Genomic DNA, 21,744 nt, shown 5'->3' with positions numbered 1-21,744 from the left:
ATGCGCGATGCCACCGGTGGGTCGGCCGCCGCCATGGCTCGCCGCGGCCGGGTGCAGGTCATGACGTGGCGGTGCTCCAGTCCTTCGCATCGACGACGGTGACCTCGGCCTCGACGCCGAGCGCGTCGACGATCCGGCCGCGGATCAGCCGGTGCAGGGCGCCATCGGCCGGCGTCGTGGGGTCGGCCACGGCGCAGGTCACATGGAAGACGCCGGCCCTGCTGTCGCAGGCGAAGTGGGGCGCGAGACCGGCGTGTTGGAACACGATCCGCTCCACGTCCACCGCCGAGACGGGCCCTTCGGGTCCGGGCAGTGCCGCGGCCAGGCTGCCGAGCGGGACCAGGACCCGGCTCGCGGCACCGCAGTCGCAACGCCGGTCCGCCGGCCACAGCTCGACGAGTTCGCCGGTCGGTGCGCCGTCCAGGAGCAGTTCGCCGCGGTGCCCGTCGCGGACCTCCGCGCGGTGCCGGTTCCCGCACAGGTGCAGTCGGCCGTGCTCACAGGCGACGGCCGTCGTCGGTGTGGTCGGCGTCCCGTAGAGAGCGCAGGTCGTTGCCGCCCAAACGGCGCCGATGCGGTCGAGACGTTCGGTGGAGCAGGCCTCGCCCGCGCAGATGACGGCGCGGATCGTCGAGTCCTCGGGCCGCTGCCCTTGCGAGAGGGCGAGGCTCGCCAGTTCCGCGGCGAAACTCGGCGAGCACGCCAGGGCCGTCACCTCGTACTGCTCGATCAGATCGAGCAGCCGCGGCATCGGGCAGATGGTCCTGCTCGTCCCGACGCTGATCACCGAGGCGCCGACCATCTCGATCACGCGGTCCATCTCGGCGCCGATGAAGGACAGTTCGTACGGTACGGCCGAGACCACGACGTCGTCCTGGGTCAGCAGCCTGTCCAGGGCCAGCGTCAGGTCGATCTGGTTGAGGATCCACTCGTCGCGGGTCATCACGATCGGCTGTGCTGCGCCCGAGGGGGCGACCCGTTCGCCGTAGCGCGCGTGGACGGCGTCACGGCCGTGCGCTGTGTCGCTGGTGCCGCGGGTGTCGCGTGGGTCGCGGGTGAGGAGTTGCAGGAACTGCTCGTAGTGCGTGGCGATGGGCGTGGTCGTGGTCACCTGGCCTCCGTTTCCCGGGCGAATCGACGCCACCCGTGGTCGTCGGGCGCGCTGTTGTCCCGTTCGGCGCGCAGCAGTGGCCGGCGGTCGGTGTCGGCGTCGATGTCGACGTCGACGTCGACGACCGTCGCCAGGACGAACTGGTGGCCGCCGATCTGGTATGTCGACTTCACCGCGCAGTCGATCGTTCCGAGGGCGCCGGAGAGCCGGGGGCAGCCGTTGACGGACGGCGTCCATGAGAGGGCGTCGAAGCGGCTGTCCGGCCTGCCTTGCGAGAAGGCGTCCGACAGGTCTTTCTGGTCCTCGCCGAGGATGTTGACGCAGAACCGGCCGGTGTCCGCGATGGCGGCCCAGCTGGTGCTGCGTGAGCGCACCAGGAAGCCGATCAGGGCGAGTTCCTCGGACACGACGGTGAGCGAGCCGATGACCAGTCCGTACGGTGACGGTCCGTTCTGCCCGGACTGCGGTGCAGTGCCGGCGACCACCGTGACGGCTTGCGGCAGGAGGTCCCCGATGGCACCGAGGTCGGGCGTCGGGCTCGGCCGCCCGGTTCCCTCTCCGTTGACATTTCCGCATCCGTCCACGTTCACGTCTCGGGCGGGCTCACGCGCGGGCGTGGTCGCGTCGGGTCCCTCACGCAGGCTGCGCACGTACCGGCCCGTCACGCTGGCCGGGTTGGTGGCGAGTTCCTCCGGGGTGCCGCTGTGCACCAGCCGGCCGCCGTCGCGGCCCGCGCCGGGCCCGAGGTCGATCACCCAGTCCGCGAGGGCGATCACCTTCACGTCGTGCTCGATGACCACGACGGTGTTGCCGGTGGAGAGCAGCCGCTCGAACAGGGCGAGCAGATGGCGGATGTCGGCCGCGTGCAGGCCGCGGGTGGGCTCGTCGAAGATGAACAGGGTGTGGCTGCGGCGCTGTTTGAGCAGTTCGCCGGCGAGGTTGAGGCGCTGCGCCTCGCCGCCGGAGAGCGTGGTCGTGGAGCAGCCGAGCTGGAGGTAGCCCAGCCCGAACTCGTCCAGTACGCGCAGTGCTCGGACGACCTTGGGACAGTTCTCCGGGTCGAACCATTCAAGGGCGTCTTCGACGGTCATCGACAGGACGTCGTAGATGTTCCTGCCGTCCAGCCGTACGTCGAGGACATGCTCCTGGAAGCGGCGGCCGTCGCACTCGGGGCAGACGATGAACTCGCTCTTGAACAGGGTCATCTCGATCTCGGCCAGCCCGAGTCCCTTGCAGGACTCGCACCGCCCGCCGGCCACGTTCGGGCTGAACTCGGCCCGGCCGAGGCCGCGTTCGGCCGCGTCGGCACTGGCGGCGAAGGCGTCGCGGACGTGGTCGCTGATGCCGATGTACGTGGCGAGTGTGCTGCGGCTGGAGCGGCCGATGGGGCGCTGCTCGACGTAGATGACGTCGTCCAGGGCGTCGACTCCGTCGATGCCGGTGGTCCCGGCCGTCGTGCCCTTCGAGCGTTGGGCGATGGCGCGGGAGACCGACTCGTGGATGCCGGCCACCAGTGAGCTCTTGCCCGCGCCGGACACGCCGGAGACGCAGGTCAGCCCGCCGAGCGGGAACGTGGCGGTCACGTCCACGAGGTTGTTGCGGGTGATGCCGTGCACCTCGAGCCAGGGCGCGGCGGTGAGGTCGGTCTTCGTCCGCGAGGGCCTGTCCGACCGCATCGCGGTCGCCGTCGGCGAGTCGGCGTGGTTCAGCAGGTCGGCGAACCGGCCCTCGAAGACGATCTCGCCGCCGCGGGTTCCGGCGCCGGGCCCCAGCTCGACGATCCAGTCGGCTGCGCGGATCACCGACTCGTCGTGCTCGATGACGATGACGGTGTTCCCGAGGTCGCGCAGCCGCCGCAGGGAGTTGAGGATCTTTCCGGTGTCGGCCTCGTGCAGTCCGGCGGTCGGTTCGTCGAGGACGTACATGACTCCGGTCAGGTCGCTCGCCAGGTGCTGGGCCAGCAGCAGCCGTTGCAGTTCACCGCCGGAGAGGGTGGTGACCGGCCGCCGCAGCTGCAGGTGGCCCAGGCCGACCTCCTCGATGTTCGCGCTCTGCTTGACGATCGCGGCGGCGAGCTCGCGGACCTGCGCCGGTACGTCACCGGAGGCGAGTCCTTGGCGCAGCCGGTCGATGGAGCGCGACAGTTCGTCGCTCTGGAAGTCGTGGAAGGTGTGGCCGGCCACCGTGGCCTTGAGCGACTCGGGGCGCAGTCGCCCTCCCCGGCAGCCGGAACAGACCTCCCGTGCCAGGTAGTTGGCGAAGGCGTTCTTCCGGGCGGCCGACGACGCGTTGCGGTAGGCGCGTTCCAGGAAGCCCAGGATGCCCTCGAAGCGGAAGTCGTTGGTGACCTTGCGGATCTTGAGCGTGTAGATCGTGTCCGAGCCGTGCAGCACACGCTCGGTCTGCTCGGGGGTCAGCTTCTCGAACGGCAGGTCGAGGTCCAGGCCGATGTCCGCGGCCATCGCCTCGAAGGCCTTGCGTACGTTGGGCACGGCGAACGTTCCGGAGTCGGCGCCGTCCCAGATCTCGGTGAGCGTCTTCGACCGGTCCGGGATGATCTTCTCCAGTGAGAAGCCGACGAGTTCGCCGATGCCGTCGCAGGCGAGGCACTTGCCTTCCTTGCGGTTCGGGCTGAAATGCTTCGCCGTGTGCGGTTCGGCGAAGCATCCGCAGTCGTCGCAGAACAGGTCCGCGCCGGTCGGGCCGAGACAGGCCGGGCAGACCGGCCGCGAGCCGGCGCCGAACAGCAGCCGGTACAGGCCGTCGAGGCCGGTGAGGGTGCCCACGGTCGAGCGGGGGTTGGAGTAGCCTCCGTCGCGCTGACGCAGTGCCACCGGGGGCTGTGTGCCCGCGATCCGGTCGAACTGGTAGTCGCCGTCGCCCATGTCGAGGGACTTGCTGGACAGGGCGCCCAGGTACAGCGTCTTGGAGTGTTCGAAGAGGGTGTCGATGACCAGGGACGACTTGCCCGATCCGGAGACGCCCGCGGCGACGACCAGTTTTCCCTTGGGGAAGGAGACGTCGACCGACTTCAGGTTGTGGGTCGTGACTCCTTCGAGCCGAATGCTGTCGAGACTCATGTGTGGTCGATCCGCCCTTCGGCCAGCTTGCGGGCCTGGGTTTCGCAGCGCTGCAGGTCGGGATAGCGGGCGTAGAGCATCGAGCGGACCCGGGCGGGGTCGCCTCGGTTCCACGTCTCGTAGAGCTCCTGGCGCATGCCGAAGCGGTCGACGACGAGATCGGCGGCGAGCCGGAACAGGCGGGACTTGTCCTTGACCCCGAGTTCGCGCCCGCACATGTAGGTGTCCAGCACCGTGCGCAGATCCGGCGTGCGCAGATCGGCTTCCGAGGGCTGCATGATCAGGCCCGAGGCGCCGATCTGCCGGATGATCGCCGAGGCCCGGGTGGAGAAGCCGTCGGCAACGGCGTCGAGGGCGGCGGTGGAGCCGGGAGCGAGCAGTCCCGAGGTGGTGGGGCGGCATTCGGCGTCGACGGCGGCGAGGCCCAGTCGCACGATCTCGACGTACGAGGTGAGTTCGCCGAGGAGATCGCCGACCTGTCGGAACGTTTCGACGCCGATCGCCTGGGCCAGCAGCGACGCGACACCGAGCATGGTGCGCAGCCGGTGGTAGTAGCGCAGCTGGCCGGTGTAGAGCGACCACTTGTTCAGCTCGCCGAAGCCGCGGACGGCGGTGGCGGAGTCGTCGAGCAGGAAGACCCGGTCCATGGGGATGAACACGTCGTCGAACACCAGCATGGCGTCCTGCTCGTCGTAGTGCGCCGCGAGGCCGCCGAAGACGCCGGGGTCGGTGTACGACGTACGGCACAGGACGCGCAGGCCGGGCGTGGCCAGTGGCACGGCGAACCAGCAGACGTAACTGGGGTCCTCGCGCAGGTAGTTCGCGGGCGAGAGGTAGATGAGCACCTCGTGGGCGTAGGGCGCGAGGGTGGCGATCTGTTTGGCGCCCCGTACAACGATGCCGTCGGCGCCACGCCGTACGACCCGCAGCCCGAGTTCCGGCCGCTCGGCGGGGGTGGAGGAGCGGTCGATCTGGGGATCGCCCAGGCCGTGGGTGAGGGTGAGGTCGTTCTCGCGGCAGTAGTGGTAGTAGTTCTCCGCGTTACGGCCGAACTCCGGGTCCACCTTGGCCAGTTCGTGGCGGAAGTCGTAGAGGCCGACCACGACGTTCGACATGAAGTCGGGCACCCGGGAGAGCTGGCCGTAGGAGGCTTCCGCCCATCGGTGGGAGTTGGCCCACTTGCGGCTCAGTTCGTCCCGGTCGGCCGGCGCCAGGTACGACAGGCTGACCAGGTTGCCGGAGGTGTCCGAGCGGTGGAGCATCTCGTCGGCCCGGTCCGGCAGGTGCTGGGCGTCGTACAGGCCGGCGAGCGTGGTCAGCATGGGCCGGAACTTCGGGTCGCCGGTCACGTCGACGCGGCGTCCGTCGCACCAGACTTCCCGTTCGTCCTTGATGCTGGCGATGTAGTCGGACCCGCGCCAGGCCCCGCCGGGCGAGCCCGGCAGCAGGGCGGTCCCGTCGGTGGTGCGGTCGCTGTCAGAGGCTTGGGGTTCTGCGGTGGTCACCGTCCGCGCTCCTACGGGTTCCGCTCAGCCGCACCGGACCGGAACGGCTGATAGCTCTGCTCTTGCACCTGGGGGAAGTACTCGCGCGTCGCCTCGCCCACGACCCGCATCAGCTCGGAGTCGAGCGAGCTCGGATCGGTGATGAGCTTGGCCAGGGGCGAGTCCGGTACGGCGTTGGCCAGGCTCGTGCGGCGGGCGCGGTGGATCGCGGCCAGAGAGTGCTGGGCGTTGGCCGCGTCGCGCATCTTGTAGACGGCCTGGGGCCCGTCCGGTATGCCGATCATGGACTTGGTGCCGCCGCTGCCCAGGCAGTTGCGGGGCATGTGCAGATGTTCGTGCCGCCACTGCTGGTGGGCGGAGTGCAACTGGAAGGCCTGATCGACCACGGTGTGCCGGAGCCAGGCCGCCGGGTCGTCGTGGCGGCGGGCGTCGAGGTCACGGACGGTCTCCTCCAGCGACGAGCCGCCGAGCGAGGTCAGCCAGGCCTCGAGGTCGTTCCACATGTGCTTGAACAGGTCCCGGAACATGTGCTGTTTGATCGACAGCGAGTGGGTGCCACTGGCGGGCCCGAGATTGGTCCGGAACTCGTGATACTCGCCGGTCGCCAGATGCTCGGCCATCACCCGCTGCGCCTCGACGACCGGGGCGAGCAGCGTCCGGCAGACGGTCAGGTGCTGCGCGGCCCGGCTCAGGGCCGAGGCCCGGATGGCCCGGATGGCGACCTCGAGGTGGTCGTTGGCCTCGGCGCAGAGGATCTCCGGGATCTGGTGCAGGGCGACGAACTCCCCGTGCAGGGTGGCCGCGTTGAGCTCGGTGGCGGCGACCGCCCGCGCCAGGGTCTCGGCGGAGATGAGCTCGTCGGTGCTGCGGCTCACGCCGATGGGGACGGCGGTGAGGTCGCTCTCCCACTTGGTCGCGTCGTGGCAGCCGATCCGCAGGCCGTGCAGTACGCGATACAGCGGGTCGTCGATGCTCTTGGTGGCGATGGCGGTGCGGGTCGTCTCGGGCGCGGCGGTCAGCAGCGAGGCTTTGGCCGCGTCCTCCAGTTCCTGGTGGGCGTCGACGTAGGCCGCGTAGCCGGCGGATTCGGAGATGCTCAGGGTCGCGGTCCGGTCGGATACGGCGGATCCGAAGACGCTTCGGGTGGTGAAGGTCGCCGTGCCGAGCTTGCGCAGCAACCGGTGGAATCCGAGGGCCCATTGGCCGTAGCGGGAGGCGGTGGGGATGTCGTCGGCCAGCAGGCACGTCTGGGTCCTGCGGGCCAGCCGGGCCAGGTTGAGCAGGGCCACTTCCGAGGCTTGGAAGACGGCGCAGACCGTCGAGTCGTACGTGCCCTCCTGCACCCCTCGTGCGGCCCGTGCCTCGCCGAGCAGGTCGATGCGGTGCAGCTGGTCGTAGCTGTCGGCCACCGGTCCCAGTTCGGTCATCTGCCGGCCGGGGCACCCGCGGGCTATGGCCGGATCGTCCAGGCTTGCCATTGCGCCATCACTCCTCAGTAGGCCCCGCTGCGTACCGGATCGATTCGGTCGGGCAGGATTCGAATGCGTCGAGGACCCGCTCCAGCTCGTCGGGTGTCTCGGGCTGTTTGCACACGTAGTGGATGTCGTTGTCGAGGTCTGCTTCGAAGTTGTCGGGCGCCAGGTCGTTGCAGAGCTTGCAGTCGATGCAGGTGTCGTCGATCTCGAAGCGCCCGTCGAGCGGAAGACGTGTGGGAAGCGGCAGTTCGACCCTCACCGTCGGTCCCTCCCTCCTGCGTAGGCACTGAAGTTGCGCATCGTCGGTTTGGCCGAGGTGCGCAGCGCCGTCTCGAACCGGTCGGTGTCCAGGCGGCCGAAGCGCGTGGAGGCGCCGAGCCGCTCCCGGACGCCCGCCGCGATCGCGGTGCGGGTCGTGTCGTCGGCGCTCGCCGGCGGCAGGGCGATCTCCAGGGCGTTGCCGTCGATGTCGAAGGCGAAGTAGTACGGCGCGGTGGTCATGGCGCCCAGGACGATGTCCTCGATCTCCAGCTGGGAGGTCCAGCGGTCGCCGACCGGGATCCGGTCACCGATGCGGCCGCGGTGGCGCAGCCGGCGCGCGGGGGATCCGCAGGCGCACGGCGCCGCCTCGATCTGGCACACGTCGCCGGTGCGGTAGCGCAGCAGTGGCATGGCACGGCCGGCCAGTGTCGTCACGGCCAGCTCGCCGACGGAGCCGTCCGGCAGCCGTCGGCCGGTTGCGGGATCGACCACCTCGAAGAACGTGCGGGTCTCGACCAGGTGCAGTTCCCGGTCCGGGCAGAACATGGCCAGCGTGTTGGTCTCGGTCATGCCGAACATCGAGTACGCGACGGCGCCCCACTGGTCGGCCAGGCGGCGCTTCTTGGCGGGCGAGGCGCCCTCCCCCGCCATGAGGATCTTCGACACGGCGAGGTCCCGGCGCGGGTCGATGCCGCGTCGGCGGGCGATCTCGCCGAGGAACAGGGCGCGTGTTCCGGAGCACACGAGGGTGGTGGCGCCCGACCGCAGCAGGGCGTCGACCATGCGATCCGGTGTGCAGGACGGTGAGGCCGCGCCGAGCGGCACGATGGTGCAGCCGAGGATCTCGATGGCGCGGTCGAGGTCCTGACCCACTCCGGCGAGTTCGTAGGGAACGGCGATGGCGGCGACGTCTCGCTCGTCGAGCACGGTGGCGAGCAGGCCGGCGACGGTGAGGTTGTTCTCCAGCCAGTCCGCCATCGTGAAGAAGGCCGCGATCGGGCGTCCGTTGCCGGTTCCGGAGCTCTCGTCGAAGCGGATGACCTCGCGCCGGGGCACGGCGAGCATGCCCAGCGGGTAGGCGGCGGAGAGGTGTTCACGGGTGGTGAAGGGAATGGCCTCGAAGGCGTGCGGACGGCCCTGCGCGGCCGCTTCGGCGACGTCGGCCGGTACGTGGTCGGCGTAGAAGGGTGAGTTGCGGCAGGCGTGTTCCACGGTTGCGGCGAGCGCCTGGGCCGCCCAGTCGTCGAGTGCCTGCCGGTCCAGTGAGGTGACGGCGGCGACCTTGCGGGCGATGTCGACGCGGGAGACGAGGGTGTCGTGCAGCCTGCCGCGCGGGTCGTGGCCGGTCGGCCGGGCGATCGTGGTCATCGTGAGGCCTCCTCGAGCCGTGCCATCGCCGTACGCTCGTCGTTCGCGAGGACGTCGACGATCGACGCGGCCTCCTCGAGTGCGGGACGGACGGTGGTGTCGTCGGCGTCGCGCAGCAGGTTCGCGACCTCCGTCCAGCGTTCGGAGATCCGGCGGTACTCGACGGCGACCTCGTCGTAGGCTTCGATGCCGGTCAACTCGTAGGCCTCTTCGAGGAATTGCGCCCACATGGTGCGGAAGAGGCCGCCTCCCGTCCCGCCTTCCTCCATGCTGGTGCCGACGATGCCCATGGCCTCGGCGGGGCGGTCGAGGCGTTCGGGCCACTTCCGCATGAGCGAGGCGGCCTTGGTGATCCCCTTGAAGCCCATGTTGGTGATCGGCGGATCGAGGAACTCCTGTGCGGTGGCCAGGATCGAGGACCGGCAGGCCTTCGCGAGGACCGATTCCTCGTAGCCGCCGGGGCCCACCCGGACCGCGAGGCTGCGCGAGCACATGGGTCCCCTGGCGGAGCGGGCCTGGGTCAGGCTTTCGCGTGAGGTCGACTGCACTCCGAGGGAGCGGGTCTCGACGACGACGAAGCGGTCATCCTCGTAGCCGATGCAGGCGAGGTAGTGGGCGGCGAAGTGGTGGTTCTCGTGGGCGTAGTCGAGGTGGTAGCGGTCGAGCTTGAGTCCCACCACGTCGCCCTCGTCGAGCGCCTGGAGCAGGGTGGCCTCGGCCTTCGCCGCCGACGCGGTCTCCTGCGCCCGCAGTTCGAGGGTGAGGGCGTCCGCCACATTGCGGATGAGCTGGTCCGGCTTGACCCGGCCGGCGAGGAAGGGGGTGGGCATCTGCTTGGAGTGCCAGTACAGGAACGACAGGCCCTGCCCCAGCCCGAAGATCAGCGGTTCGCTCAGCTCGATGTCGTGGTTGCGGAGCATGTTGAGCAGCGTGGTGGATTCGCAGTGGTCACCGGAGTACGGCGAGATGTCAATGACTGCCATCGCTGTGCCCCGTCCCGGCGCGCGGCGCCTCGTACACGATCTCGAGCACGCTGTCGCTGTCGTTGTTGCGCACGTGCCCGTAGGTGTGGCCCAGTTCGTCCGCCTCGGTGAACGCGATCTTCTCGAGGTGATCGACGGCCTGGTCGAGGTGGTCCAGGACGTGGCGGACGTCGGTGTCGGTGTGCACGTCGACGGCGACGTGCGACATGAGCCGCCCCCGCTCGTCGGCGGAGCGGTCCGCCCAGGGGCCGTAGCGGCGGCAGGCGAACATCTCGATGACACGTCCGTCGGCGAGAACGATCGAGTTCCACCATCCCGGAGTGCCGTACTGCCGGGGTGAGATGTACGAGGGGCCCATCTCGACGGTGGTGACCTGGCCGGACGTCCGGAGGTCATGGAGGTGGGCGTGCCAGCCGAACACCTCGTCGTCGTGGTCGTAGTCGCCCATGTAGATGCCGATGTGGTTGACGCCTGCGAACCGCTCGACGACATGGTCGGGCGCGTAGCCGCACCAGGCCTTCAGGTACTGCCCGCAGTCGAGGCCCTGCCAGATGGCCGAGGTCTCGAGGATCTCCTCCCAGGAGCGGCCGAAGCCGGCCCGGTCGGGGAAGCGCCCGTCACGCGTGGCGGTGATGGCCGGCGACCTTCCCGCAAGTGGATTCATGGCGCGTCCTTCCTGCCAGTGATGACGTTGCCCATCTGGACTTGCGTGACGACGGCCGTCGCGAGCACGGTGCCGTGCAGCAACTCCTCGATCTCGCTCTTGGTGTACGAGGACTGGATCGAGGTCCGGAAGCCCGGCCGCATGTCGGCGGCGATGTTCGCCTTCATGAACTGGAACGTCGTCCGGTCGACGTCCCGGCGCAGATCGGAGATGACGTACCGTCCCCCCGGCTTCAGCACGCGGTGCATTTCCAGCAGGGCGGTCACCGGGTCCGCCCATTCGTGCAGCGAGGACGCGCTGATGACGTGGTCGAAGCGCCCGTCCTCGAACGGCAGCGCCAGCACGGTGCCGCATGCGTAGACGCATCGCGCGGTGACGCCGTACTCGTCCGCGTTGGCGCTCGCCCGCCGCAGCATGGCCGGTGAGATGTCGAGGCCGACGAGCCGGGCTGAAGCATCGGCCTGCGCGAGCCATTCCAGGCCCAAGTAGCCCGGTCCGCATCCGAGTTCCAGGACTTCACCGGAGTTGATCCCGGACTTCAGGATGTCGTCGACCTTCTCCTGGAGCCAGCCGTTGTCCCGGATGTGGCGTTGCATCTCGTCGTACTTGAAGGCCAGTTCGTCGCCCTGCAGGCCTTCGTCGGTCTCCGGTACGCGGGCGGCGACGGTGCCTCGCGCCCTAGCCACGGCCGGACTCCAGCCGCCGGATTCCCACCGCTACACCTCTCATCGTCGCGCTCCCCATATGCACGTCGGAACGGTCGTTGTTCGTCAGGAGATTGACCGAGGATCTGAGCGCCTCGTCGATCGAGGACTCGCCCGGATACCACCAGCCGGCGTCTGCCATCACGACGTTCGGTGCGACGGAGTCGGAGATCTTGACCGTCATGCGCACCCCGCGCCCACCGGCCCGGGTGAAGAGGTCCACCTCCTCACCGTCCGACAGCCCTTCCCGCTCCGCGGTTCTGGGATGAACGGTCACGCGCGCCGTGCTCTGGCTGCGCGACGTGGTCGGCAACTGGTGGAACTCGGTGTTGTAGAACTGCCGCGAATGGGCGCTGGTCATCACGTACGGAAGGTCCGGATCCGCGTCCGGCGGCCGTCGGAAGGCCGGAAAGGGCTCGTAACCCATGGCGCGCAGCCCGTTGTTCATCAGGTTCACGCGTCCGGAGCGGGTGGCGAATCCGCGGTCGCGGTACTTGTGATAGCGCTTCTCGTTCCGGATGTAGCCGATCTTCCTGAACTGTTCCCAGGTGAGATCGATGCCGGCCAGCTTGGCGTCGAGAGCGGCTTCCAGCGAGGGGAAGAAATGCCGGCTCAGACCGAGACGCCGGGCGAGTTCGAGGATGATCTCCTCGTCCGAGCGGCAGCCGTCGACCGTGGCGATCTTCTGCCGGGCCGCGATGTAGGAGTTGAACTCCACGATCTGATCGCGTTCGAGCCAGCTCGAGGTCGGCAGTACCACGTCGGCGTGCCGGGCGGTCGGCGTCATGAACAGGTCGCACACGACGACCAGGTCCAGCTTGGCGAGCGCCTGGCGGACCAGCTCGGTGTTTTCGTGCGAGGCCAGGATGTTGCTGCCGAAGATCACCATCGAGGTGATCGGGTACGGCGCCCCGCTCACGATGGCCTCGTGCAGGTCCCCCGGTGCGACCCAGCCGGACATCGAAAGGATCTTGTGCTTGTCGCCGCCGATCCGCTTCCTGGCCTGCTCCGGCGGGAGCAGGTCCGACCGGGGGAAGGCGCGCCGGCCCTCGATCGGCATCGGGTCCCAGATGACGTCCCCACCCGGAGCGTCGAGGTTTCCGCAGATCGCGGCGAGGATGGCGATGGCGCGGTGCGTGTCGAAGGAGTTCTCGTTCTGCGACAGACCGGTTCCGGCCTCGATGCAGGCCCGGGACGCAAGCGCGTAGGCGTGGGTCGCGTCGTGGATGAGCTGCGGTGTGAGGCCGGTGATCCGCGCGACCCGTTCGAGGTCGTACGCCCGTACGTGCTCGGTGAGTTCGTCGAACCCCGAGGTGTGCGCGGCGACGAAGTCGCGGTCGTACCAGCCCTCGTCGATGACGAGCCTGATCATGCCGAGGGCCAGCGCGCAGTCGGTGCCGGGCCGGACCGCGAGGTGCAGGCTGGAACGGGTCGCGGTCTGCGTGCGTCGCGGGTCGACGGTGATGACGCGGCTGCCCCGTTCCACGGCGCGAAGCAGCTTGACGCCGATCACGCCGTCGGAGTGGGTGCTCGGCTTGTTGCTGCCCCAGAGCAGAACGACCTCGGGATCCCCGTCGTAGTCGCAGAAGGTGAATCCGCCGTACGTCATGATCGAGGCCATGACGCGGGGGTAGAAGCACACGTGTGCCGGGCCGACCACATTCGGCGTGCCGATCGCGTTCGCGAGCCGGAACACCCACTCCTGGTAGTTGCGGTCGGTGCCTTGGGCGAGGACGACGGACTCGGGTCCGTGCCGGTCCATGGTCGCGGCGAGTTCGCTTCCGATGCGGTCGAGGGCGGCTTCCCAGCTGACCGGCTCGAACGTGCCCGAGCCGCGCGGGCCGGTCCGCACCAACGGTGTCGTCAACCGGTCCGGGCTGTGCAGCAGGTCGAGCGAGGCCTTGCCCTTGATGCAGAAGTAGCCCTCGCTCGTCGGATTGTCCGGGTCTCCGTGGATGTCGGTGGGAACGCCGTCCGTGACATCGACGATGGCGCCGCAACCGCCATGGCACATACGGCAGATGGACTTCACCTGGGTGCTCGTCACGCCGGCTCACCCGCCCGCTTGGTGGCCAGCGCGAGCAGCCCTTCGAAGATGGACTGCTCGGCGTCGGCGATCGAGTGGAGCCGTGCCGCGACGTCTTCCAGCTGCCTTCGCCCGCCGTCCGCGCCGCGGTAGGCCATCAGCATCTCGATGGCCTGGTCCCACTGCTGCTGTATATCGCCGAAGTCGTCGGCCAGCGAACCGAGTTCAGGGTCGTCGTAGCGCTGTCGCGCCTCGAGCAGGAACTCACGGTAGAGCTTGCGGAAGTTCGCTCCGCCGGTTCCGGCGAAGCGCCAGAAGCGGCCGACGCCCTGCACGGTCTCGTCTGCCTCGTCTGCGCAGGCGAGGGTGTCGCTCCAGCGGGCGATCTCGGAGGCGGCCCGTCGCAGGGCGCCGAGGCCGAAGCGCGGTCCGCGGTCCGTGGTCATCCTCTCCGCGGTAGGCAGGATGGCCTTCCAGATCTGCTCGCACAGGACCGCGTCGGTGTGGTCGACCAGCCGTGCCGGCAGCTGCTCCACGTACATCTGGAGATTCGGCGAGGGCATGAATCCCTCGTCGGAGCCGCGGGCCCGGCGCAGTGACTCCTCCGGGAGTGTCAGCGCGCCGCCCTGCTGATCGGTGTCGACGACGTAGGCGTGGGATTCGTCCAGGCCGTACAGCGCGATGTAGTGGGCCGCGAAGTGGCTGCGGGAGGCGAAGTAGTCGAGGTAGAAGATGTCGACGGACACGCCCACGACATGTCCCGCGTCGAGCAGCCGCACCGCTGCGGCGCGAGCGGATTCCGCGTCGGGTGAGTGCGATTCGCGCAATTCCGCACCAAGGGCAACGCAGGCGTTACGGGACAGCTGGGCGGGTCCGATCCGGCCGGTGAGCATGGGCGCGCTCCGACCAGGATCGGGAGCGTCCCAGTATTGGAAGTCGATCCCCTGGCCGAGGCCGAACAGCATGGCTTCGGAGATGTCGGCACCGGCATGGTGAATCATGTTCCGAAGGGTGGTCGTCTCACAGTGAACGCCGAGCTGGGGCTGGAATGTCGCCAAGCGCATAGGGATTCCCAATCGCGTCGTGCGCAGATGCCGGGAGATGACGAGCGGCTGCCTGTGATGTCGCTAGATGTCGAGCAGGACTTCGTCGTAGCCCTGCAGATCGAGGAATCCGGAGCCGCTGGCGAGGATCACGATCACCGGTTCGAGGTTTTCCGCGTCGGCCTTCGCCACGACTTCGAGCGCCGCGGCGACCGCGTGACCTGACTCGGGGGCGAGCAACAGGCCCTCGGTCTGCAGCAGTTGGCGGCCGGCTTCGAGTGCCGTCCGCTGGTCGAAGGCGACGGCATCCAGGACACCTTCGTGTCGCAGAAGGCTGACCAGGGCGGAACTGTGATGGTTGCGCAGGCCGCCGACGTGGTTGGGCGGTGGGACAAAGCTCTCGCCCATCGTGTAGCCGAGCACTTCGGGCGTGAATGCGCCCAGGTCGGTGCGGCCGTACTCGTAGACGCCCTGGGTGAGCCGGGGCGCCGCGGTGGACTCCGCGGCGAGGAAGCGGAGATCCGCTCCCTCGGCCCTGGCCCGCAGATGAGGGCCGATGAGACCGCAGAGATTGCTTCCGCCGCCCGAGCAGGCGATGAGGTGGTCGCCCCGGCCTTCGACGCCGAGGTCCTCGCCGTGGATGTCCTTGAGCTGCTGGGCGACTTCGAGCCCGAGCAACGTCTGATGGAGATAGACGTGCGGCATCCCGCTGCCGGCGAGATAGGCGGCGGAGGAATCGTGCAGAGCGTGCTCGATCGCGTCGCTGATCGCGGTGCCGAGGCTGCCGGGGTGGTCCGGGACCTCACCGAGGATCTTCCGCCCGATCGCCGTGTGGGCCGACGGCGAGGGCCGCACCGTGGCCCCCAGAAGCTCCATGTAGTGGCGCCGGTAGGGCTTCTGCTCGAGCGAGCACCTCACCATGAAGATCTCGGCCTTGAGCCCGAACATCTTCGCCGCCAGCGCGACACTCATCCCCCACTGACCGGCCCCGGTTTCGGTGACGAGTGTGGTCCGCCCTTCCTCGGCCGCGTAGTACGCCTGGGCGATCGCGGTGTTCAGCTTGAAGCTGCCGGTGGGAAGGACGTCCTCACGCTTGAGATAGATCCTCGCGCCCGTACCCAGATGCTGCTCGAGCCGCCGCGCCCGGTGCAGCGGAGTCGGCCGGCCGAATTGCCTCAGCCGCTCCACGACGGGTTCGGGTATCGCGATCCATTGCTCGTCCGAACTGTTCTGTTCCACGAGGACTCGCGGCCGGACTTTCGCGGATATCTCCGCGGCGGTGGGACTTCCGGAGTCCCTGATTGGAGGCATGGGAGCGGGCAGGTCTCCCAGGAAGTTGTACCAGTGTGATTGCTCATGCCCAGCATGGCTCGGGCTGTACGAAGTCACGTTCCCCCGCTTCGAATGTGTGAAAGCCGAATTGTGGCCCACCTTCCGACGGTTGCCGGGCACTCGATCGCTTTCTACGAATTACCGCGAGGCGCCGAACCGAAGATGCCGGAAACGGTACCTGCTGAACCGACCGAGAATCTATGCGCCACTCTCGCGGGCATTGATTCGCTCCGTCAATGATTCCGCGAGCAGTTGCCAGCTCTCGGCATGGTGCCGGGCCAGCTCGGCGATCAACGGCGCGCAGTGCATCGGGAGACTGTTCGCCATCGCCGCCCAGTCGTGCGGCTGTGTGGCCGCCGTGGGGTCCAGGGTCCGCAGCAGTTTCCGTCCCACCTCGGTGAAGCGCAGCGAGGGATCGGCGCGCAGCCGCCGGACCGCCAGCGAGAGGTCCGTGCACGCCGGGTGCGCCCTGGAACGCTTCACGATGGCGGGCCGGCCGGCTCCGCCGTCCCGGGCGGCCGAGGCGTCGTCCAGCATCGGCCCGCTGTCCGGCTCGGTCGCGGGGTGCCCGGCTTCGCTTTGCCGAGCCGGCTCGCACGCGGGCTCGCAGGCCGGCCGCACCGTCGGTGGTGGTTGCGCCGGGAGCGCACGTGCCTGCTTACGTGCGTCCTTCGCCGTGGTGAGCGAGATGCCCGCGGCGCGTGCCACCTCCCGCGCGGACGCGTCGGGGTGGGCGGCGAGGTACACCTGTGCGCGGCTGCGGCCTTCGGCCGCCGTGAGGGGGTAGGCCACCCCGTCGCGCCCGACGCGCATGGCGGTCGGGTGCGGAAGTTCCGCACCCGACCGGCGCCTGAGGGCAGCGACGGTCTTGTCCGACAGGCCCACGACCCCGGCCAGCCGCCTGTTGGACCACTGCGGGAAGTCGGCGAGCATGTGCAGGGCCGCGGCCTTGCGGTCGGCAAGGGAGAGCGGCAGGCCGTGGTTGCTGTTCAGCTTGACCGCGAGCACGAAGGCTTCGCGCTCGTCGCCGTTGAAAAGCACGGCACTTATGTGCGTGGCCCCGCTGTTCTCCACCGCCCGGAGCCGGTGCACACCGTCGATGACGGTCATCGTCTTGCGGTGGATCACGATCGGCGGGAGTTCGGAGCACACTTCGGCGAGTGCATTGATGTGCTGCGGATCCTCCCCGCCCGTACGGAGTGAGCCCGCGACCACGATGCGGCTAATCGGTACCTCAATGATCTCCGATAAGCGTCCACCGAGGTACGGATCAGGGCGGTGCAATGGGTGCTGTATCGACTTCTGTGCGGGTACAGAGGTGTGGTCCAACGCTCTTCCTCCCTCGCGAACGCACGGCGGACCTACCGGCTGTCCTACGACAGCATCCAACTGCGGAGCGGTCAGGCAGCGCGGGGCACCGCGGATCGCGGAAAGGGAAAGCGGTCATGGTCGATCGGAAAGGTGCAGAACATCGAGTCTCCCCCGTGACGCAATGTCGAGAACCGACCATCGCACACTCTCAGGAGGATCGAGTCGATGCAAGGTTTCTGTCATACGGCGCTGTTGTGAATCCCCACCGACCACACCATGATCGTTGAACCAGAAACAATGGGAGCGCTACCCCTGAGCCGCGGAATGATCGACTCCCCATAAACGCACGAGAAATGATCCGCCGGCGCGGCGATTACCGACGGGATTTCGAGCAGTCTTGTGCGAGCATGCGGGAACTCGGCAGTCCGGTCCCCTCACCCCGGTCCGGGCGTGTTCCTGGGACCGTCGACATGAACTCCCCGCTGAGTTCCCCTCCGTCGCAGCACAACGGGTCATGAGGAGCCGGCGGCTTGCGCCCTGCCGGAGTCTCCTCGGCAGCACACAGCCATCTCCCTCCTGCTTCTGAAAACGCGCATGAACCCTCAGTGGTTCCCCAGCCCCACGCGGGCACGTTCCGATGCGAGGGTCTCGCCGCGAGTGTGGGAGCGGAAACGAGCGAGCGCCACCCGTGCTGTGCCGATCGGCCACCGTCCCGAATTCAAGCGCAGCCCGCGACCGTCGATGCCAGGATGGACGGCATGACGATGATCGAAGGTGAGGTCGAGGCCGGGTTCGAGCCGGTGCGTGAGGCGTTCGAGGCGAACTTCTCGGAGCGTGGGGACATTGGTGCGGCGGTGTGCGTGTACCTGCACGGCCGACCGGTGGTGGACCTGTGGGGCGGCGTCGCCGATCGGGACACAGGTCGGCCGTGGACCCGGGACACGCTGCAACTGGTCTACTCGGCCACGAAGGGTGTGACCGCGACCGCGACTCATCTGCTGGTCCAGCGGGGCGAGTTGGACCTGGACGCGCCGGTGGCGACGTACTGGCCGGAGTTCGCCGCGAACGGCAAGGCGGACATCCCGGTGCGCTGGCTGATGTCGCACCAGGCGGGCCTGTTCGCCCTGGACCAACCGGTGCCGCTGGACGAGGCGTTGACCTGGCACCCGATGGTGGCCGCGCTGGCGGCGCAGCGTCCCCTCTGGCAGCCGGGCACGGCGCACGGATACCACGGCCGGACGTGGGGCTGGTTGGTCGGCGAGGTGATCCGCCGAGTGTCGGGGCGCACACCGGGCCGCTACGTCGCCGACGAGATCGCGGGCCCGCTCGGGCTGGACTTCTTCATCGGGCTGCCCGCGTCCGAACGCCACCGTGTCAGCCGCATGGTCTACGACCAGTCGGAAGTCGACGTGACCACCGTCCCCATCGAGTCGATCCCCGAGGAGTTCCGCGAACTGGTCGCCGCCATGGGCGACCCGAACTCCTTCTACAACAAGGCGTTCTCGGTCACCGACCCCGCCGAGATCGACTTCAACTCCCCTGAACTGCAAGCCGCGGAACTCCCGGCCTCCAACGGCATCGGCACCGCCCACGGACTGGCGCGCATGTACGCCGCCCTGATCGGCGAGGTCGACGGCGTACGCCTGTTCACCCCGGACACCCTGGAGTCGGCCACCAAGGAACAGGCGGGCGGAAAGGACCAAGTCCTGCTCCTCCCAAGCCGATTCAGCACGGGCTACATGCTGCCCACCCAAGACCTCCCCATGACCGGCCCGAACTCCTTCGGCCACATGGGCCGAGGCGGCTCCCTCGCCTTCGCCGACCCCGAAAACGGCATCTCTTTCGGCTACGCCATGAACAACATCATCGACGGCGGCGAGGACCTGCGGGCGACCTCGCTGGTCGACGCGGTGCGCAGGTCGATGACGTAGACACTGACGGGCTGCACGGTCAGCCCTGCCGTCCGACGTGGGCTGCGAGTCGAAACCCGGTGGTCACCCGAGCCCGGCCCAGCCCACGCGGTACGCCACGGAAGAACCGCTCCGCAGGATTCGCGCGCGCCACACGATTCGCGCGCGCCACACGGCGTCCACGATCACCGTCTATCAGGCGTACTCCCCCGAGATCGGGCTGCCCGCCGCCCGAGACGGCCGTTTCCCCGCCGTGTGGAAGCGGGGCGGCATGACGTGGATCAAGCCCAGTTTCCTGTGGATGATGTACCGCTCCGGCTGGGCACGAAGGAGGGTCAGGAGACCGTCCTCGCCGTCGAGATCACTCGCGACGGCTTCGACTGAGCGCTGCGCCACGCCTGCCTGTCGCGTTACGTCCGCGGGCTGCACCCTGATCACACCACCTGGCAGCGCGCCCTCAAGCGGGGCTCTCGGGCGAGGCGTCCCGTCATTACGCGGACGAGTGGATCGTGTCCATCGGCGACGATGTCCCGCATGAGTTGCTTCTTGAGGTGCGGCGCGTTGTCCACGCCACGGAACGTCAGATCCGCGAGGGCCACGATGGCACGGTCGCGTTCGTCCGGTGGATCGAGCGGGACCTGAAAACAGCCGTCCGGAACGATGACGCGGTAATCCTGGGGCGGCGAGGAGAATTGCTCTGCCGTCTTCACTCGGCCCCTCCGTCGGCCGGGATCGGCACGCCGTCTTTGGTCAGCGGATTGATTTGCATGGAGCGTACGGCCTCGTCGGCCAGCGCCGTGATCTCTTCTGAACGGGCGATCTTCTCCCAGTGCACCGTGACAGCGATCAGGGTCTGCAGGTCAGGTGGAAAGACGGCGTAGCGAATGCATTCGGTCAGCTTCCGGCCGAACCCGAGCCAGCGCCGCACCTTGAGCATGGACTGAACCCGGACCGCCGGTCCGGCAGGCAGCTCGAGTCGGGTGATTTGCGGCTCACCGGTGACCCGGGCATTCCCCCACTGCAGCATCAGGGGGGTGACCTCCTCGGCGCTGGGCCGGGGGACGCCTTCGTCGCGATAGCCGTCGACCATGAGGTCGGCGAGTGCCTCCCCCGCCTCTGTGTAGTACGCCGCCGCGAGGGCTGGCATATCACGGTTAAGGCGCACGGCCCGTCGGAACATGTCGTCGAAAGGCGCGCTTGTCTCGATCGCCAGGCCGCGTGGATTGAGGTCATTCACTACTTCTGTGGCCAGGGCCGTCGCCTCGGCCTTCGTGCCCTCCTGAATCGTCAGGTCGATCCAGCCTGGCTGAAATTCGAAAATGACCTCCCAGTTTTCATCCAGCGGTGGGGGGTCGCTCGAAGCGGTCACGTCTCTCCCTTTCAGCGGAGCAAGATCGTCTGCTCAGCCCAGTCCCCTGCCCGTGCTCTCGATCACGTCGAGAGCAAGTCGTTGGTGATCACCTTCGCCGCCACAGCGGCCCCAAGATGTCGATCCACCGGCCGTCCGCACGAGCAAAGATCTTACGGGGGTGCCGTCGGGGTGATCCACTCCGATGCCGCGACTCGTACCGGCCTGAGGAGGTATCTGGTCACGGGTCGAGGGAAGGGGCGCGTCGGCGCTGTGTGTTCGATCATGAACTCTGCATTGCAGAAACCGAAGCGGCAGACGAGTCGGGCTGTACGCCGGGTTCTGTTCCCCGGCTCCCTCGCGGGAGTCGGGGCGACGGCCATCCATCTAGGGTCGACGTTGCCGTCGGCCTCGTGCGGTCTACCCGGGGACTCGGGCGGGCAGCCCTCGAACGTCCCCGCAGAGCGCGCCTTTTACAGCGGCTCCTTTTGACCTTGCTCCGGGTGGGGTTTACCTAGCTGCTCAGGTCGCCCTGGGCACTGGTGGTCTCTTACACCGCCGTTTCACCCTTACCCGGCACCGAAGTGCCGGGCGGTCTGTTTTCTGTGGCACTGTCCCGCGGGTCACCCCGGGTGGCCGTTAGCCATCACCCTGCCCTGTGGAGCCCGGACGTTCCTCGGGGAGTTCTCCGTCAAGAGGACTCCACGCGGCCGTCCGCCCGGCTCGTCTGCCGTGTGGACCATGCTACCCGGCGGGTGGCCTTGCCAGGACCGGCAGCACCGGGGCCGGCAGCGCCGGAGCTTGCCCCCGGGCCCGCCGTCGCCAGCACCGACCCCGCCAGGATCAGCGTGAACGCCGCCCCGATGCCCAGCGTCAGGTCCTCCCCGAGGAACAGGGCGCCCGCCGCCACCGCCACCGCCGGGTTGACGTACGTGAAGACCGTCGCCCGCGTCGGGCCCACCTCCTTGATCAGCTCCAGGAAGGCCACGAAGGCCAGCGCCGTGCAGATTGCGCCCAGGCCGATCAGCGCCACCAGGACCGATGCCGACGGCACCTCGCTCGGCCAGCTCATCCCCGCCGCCGGCGCGTACACCAGCGCCGCGAGCGCCAGGCACGGCGCCGTCAGCTGCAGCGTCGGCACATCCTTCAGCCAGCGGGCCGCGATGAGCGGAGCCGTCGCGTAGCCCAGGACCGTCAGCATGACCTCGCCCAGGGAGCGGGCGTCTCCTCCCGTCAGGTGCGGGATCGTCAGGACGGCCACCCCCGCCAGGCCCAGCCCCAGCCCCGTCATCCTCCGAGCGCTCAGATGCTCCACATTCCCGAAGAAGCGGGACAGGACCACACCCACGATCGGTACGCCCGCGATGAGCAGGCCCGCCGTCGAGCTCGACAGGTTCCTCTCCGCGTCCGTCAGCGTGAACCACGGGCCGATGATCTCTATGCACGCGAAGCCCAGCATGGGCAGCCAGTGCGTACGGACGGTGCGGACCAGGCCACCCTGGCGTATCGCGAAGGGAAGAAGAAGGAGCGCGCCCAGGGCGCAGCGCGTGAACACCACCATGGACGGGGAGAGCGGGGCGTCCACCGCCACCTTGATCATCAGGTAGGGGATGCCCCAGACGA

The 21,744-nt window shown here is 68.6% G+C and carries 15 protein-coding genes, 1 other RNA gene and 2 pseudogenes; 2 read left to right on the top strand and 16 right to left on the bottom strand.

Annotation, left to right across the window (positions count from 1 at the left end; translation table 11 throughout):
* Positions 1-58: 58 nt before the first annotated feature.
* The 13 genes from MQN93_RS10135 to MQN93_RS10075 all read right to left on the bottom strand — a co-directional run bounded on the left by MQN93_RS10135 (position 59) and on the right by MQN93_RS10075 (position 16,881).
* Positions 59-1,111, bottom strand: coding sequence for an AMP-binding protein (locus MQN93_RS10135; protein ID WP_242709190.1), 1,053 nt, complete (start codon positions 1,109-1,111; stop codon positions 59-61).
* Positions 1,108-4,191, bottom strand: coding sequence for a flavin reductase (locus tag MQN93_RS10130; RefSeq protein WP_242709189.1), 3,084 nt, complete (start codon positions 4,189-4,191; stop codon positions 1,108-1,110). Before MQN93_RS10130 ends, MQN93_RS10135 begins: the two co-directional genes overlap by 4 nt.
* On the bottom strand, positions 4,188-5,696 hold the full coding sequence (locus tag MQN93_RS10125) for a 4-hydroxyphenylacetate 3-hydroxylase N-terminal domain-containing protein (protein WP_242709188.1): 1,509 nt from the start codon (positions 5,694-5,696) through the stop codon (positions 4,188-4,190). The genes MQN93_RS10130 and MQN93_RS10125 overlap by 4 nt, the downstream gene beginning before the upstream one ends.
* 11 nt (positions 5,697-5,707) lie before the next feature.
* Positions 5,708-7,174, bottom strand: coding sequence for a tryptophan 2,3-dioxygenase (locus MQN93_RS10120; protein ID WP_242709187.1), 1,467 nt, complete (start codon positions 7,172-7,174; stop codon positions 5,708-5,710).
* A gap of 7 nt (positions 7,175-7,181) precedes the next feature.
* Positions 7,182-7,430 (bottom strand): ferredoxin, encoded by a 249-nt coding sequence (locus tag MQN93_RS10115; RefSeq protein WP_242709186.1) that lies wholly within the window; start codon positions 7,428-7,430, stop codon positions 7,182-7,184.
* Positions 7,427-8,800, bottom strand: a complete 1,374-nt coding sequence (locus tag MQN93_RS10110; RefSeq protein ID WP_242709185.1) for a phenylacetate--CoA ligase family protein — start codon at positions 8,798-8,800, stop codon at positions 7,427-7,429. Before MQN93_RS10110 ends, MQN93_RS10115 begins: the two co-directional genes overlap by 4 nt.
* Positions 8,797-9,783: a BtrH N-terminal domain-containing protein gene (locus tag MQN93_RS10105; protein ID WP_242709184.1), complete on the bottom strand. Its 987-nt coding sequence runs from the start codon at positions 9,781-9,783 to the stop codon at positions 8,797-8,799. The genes MQN93_RS10110 and MQN93_RS10105 overlap by 4 nt, the downstream gene beginning before the upstream one ends.
* Positions 9,770-10,447, bottom strand: a complete 678-nt coding sequence (locus MQN93_RS10100; protein WP_242709183.1) for a hypothetical protein — start codon at positions 10,445-10,447, stop codon at positions 9,770-9,772. The genes MQN93_RS10105 and MQN93_RS10100 overlap by 14 nt, the downstream gene beginning before the upstream one ends.
* Positions 10,444-11,133 (bottom strand): class I SAM-dependent methyltransferase, encoded by a 690-nt coding sequence (locus MQN93_RS10095; RefSeq protein WP_242709182.1) that lies wholly within the window; start codon positions 11,131-11,133, stop codon positions 10,444-10,446. The genes MQN93_RS10100 and MQN93_RS10095 overlap by 4 nt, the downstream gene beginning before the upstream one ends.
* Positions 11,126-13,198, bottom strand: coding sequence for a molybdopterin-containing oxidoreductase family protein (locus MQN93_RS10090; RefSeq protein WP_242709181.1), 2,073 nt, complete (start codon positions 13,196-13,198; stop codon positions 11,126-11,128). The genes MQN93_RS10095 and MQN93_RS10090 overlap by 8 nt, the downstream gene beginning before the upstream one ends.
* Entirely contained in the window at positions 13,195-14,241 is a 1,047-nt protein-coding gene (locus MQN93_RS10085; protein WP_278190558.1) for a BtrH N-terminal domain-containing protein, read from the bottom strand. Before MQN93_RS10085 ends, MQN93_RS10090 begins: the two co-directional genes overlap by 4 nt.
* A 63-nt stretch (positions 14,242-14,304) precedes the next feature.
* A complete protein-coding gene (locus tag MQN93_RS10080) occupies positions 14,305-15,609 on the bottom strand; it encodes a TrpB-like pyridoxal phosphate-dependent enzyme (RefSeq protein ID WP_308404279.1) in 1,305 nt (434 codons plus the stop codon).
* Positions 15,610-15,750: 141 nt separating this feature from the next.
* A complete protein-coding gene (locus tag MQN93_RS10075) occupies positions 15,751-16,881 on the bottom strand; it encodes a ParB/RepB/Spo0J family partition protein (protein ID WP_242709178.1) in 1,131 nt (376 codons plus the stop codon).
* A 740-nt stretch (positions 16,882-17,621) separates the two neighbouring features.
* On the opposite strand from MQN93_RS10075, the gene MQN93_RS10070 reads away from it, so the two are divergent.
* Together MQN93_RS10070 and MQN93_RS10065 are read left to right on the top strand one after the other, a co-directional pair.
* Positions 17,622-18,794 (top strand): serine hydrolase domain-containing protein, encoded by a 1,173-nt coding sequence (locus MQN93_RS10070; protein ID WP_242709177.1) that lies wholly within the window; start codon positions 17,622-17,624, stop codon positions 18,792-18,794.
* Positions 18,795-18,912: 118 nt separating this feature from the next.
* Positions 18,913-19,351, top strand: a pseudogene (locus MQN93_RS10065) (DUF4291 family protein); the annotation flags it as partial.
* A gap of 128 nt (positions 19,352-19,479) precedes the next feature.
* Here the strand turns inward: MQN93_RS10065 and MQN93_RS10060 are convergent.
* The 3 genes and pseudogenes from MQN93_RS10060 to MQN93_RS44360 all read right to left on the bottom strand — a co-directional run.
* Positions 19,480-20,142 carry a hypothetical protein gene (locus MQN93_RS10060; protein ID WP_242709176.1) on the bottom strand — a complete coding sequence of 221 codons (663 nt, stop codon included), beginning with the start codon at positions 20,140-20,142 and terminating at the stop codon, positions 19,480-19,482.
* Positions 20,143-20,436: 294 nt separating this feature from the next.
* An RNA gene (gene rnpB / locus MQN93_RS10055) (RNase P RNA component class A) lies at positions 20,437-20,847 on the bottom strand.
* Between the two features lie 154 nt (positions 20,848-21,001).
* Positions 21,002-21,721: pseudogene (locus tag MQN93_RS44360) on the bottom strand (DMT family transporter); the annotation flags it as partial.
* Between the last annotated feature and the right edge of the window lie 23 nt (positions 21,722-21,744).

Origin of the sequence: Streptomyces spinosisporus (genome assembly GCF_022698145.1) — a bacterium.
Lineage (GTDB): Bacteria > Actinomycetota > Actinomycetes > Streptomycetales > Streptomycetaceae > Streptomyces > Streptomyces spinosisporus.
The sequence above is the reverse complement of the archived record's forward strand: the minus strand, read 5'-3'. Positions and strand labels throughout refer to the sequence as shown.

Coding starts and splice junctions, on each gene's coding strand:
- MQN93_RS10130 (WP_242709189.1), bottom strand. CDS start 4,191: ATGAGTCTCGACAGCATTCGGCTCGAAGGAGTCACGACCCACAACCTG.
- MQN93_RS10120 (WP_242709187.1), bottom strand. CDS start 7,174: ATGGCAAGCCTGGACGATCCGGCCATAGCCCGCGGGTGCCCCGGCCGG.
- MQN93_RS10110 (WP_242709185.1), bottom strand. CDS start 8,800: ATGACCACGATCGCCCGGCCGACCGGCCACGACCCGCGCGGCAGGCTG.
- MQN93_RS10105 (WP_242709184.1), bottom strand. CDS start 9,783: ATGGCAGTCATTGACATCTCGCCGTACTCCGGTGACCACTGCGAATCC.
- MQN93_RS10100 (WP_242709183.1), bottom strand. CDS start 10,447: ATGAATCCACTTGCGGGAAGGTCGCCGGCCATCACCGCCACGCGTGAC.
- MQN93_RS10085 (WP_278190558.1), bottom strand. CDS start 14,241: ATGCGCTTGGCGACATTCCAGCCCCAGCTCGGCGTTCACTGTGAGACG.
- MQN93_RS10070 (WP_242709177.1), top strand. CDS start 17,622: ATGACGATGATCGAAGGTGAGGTCGAGGCCGGGTTCGAGCCGGTGCGT.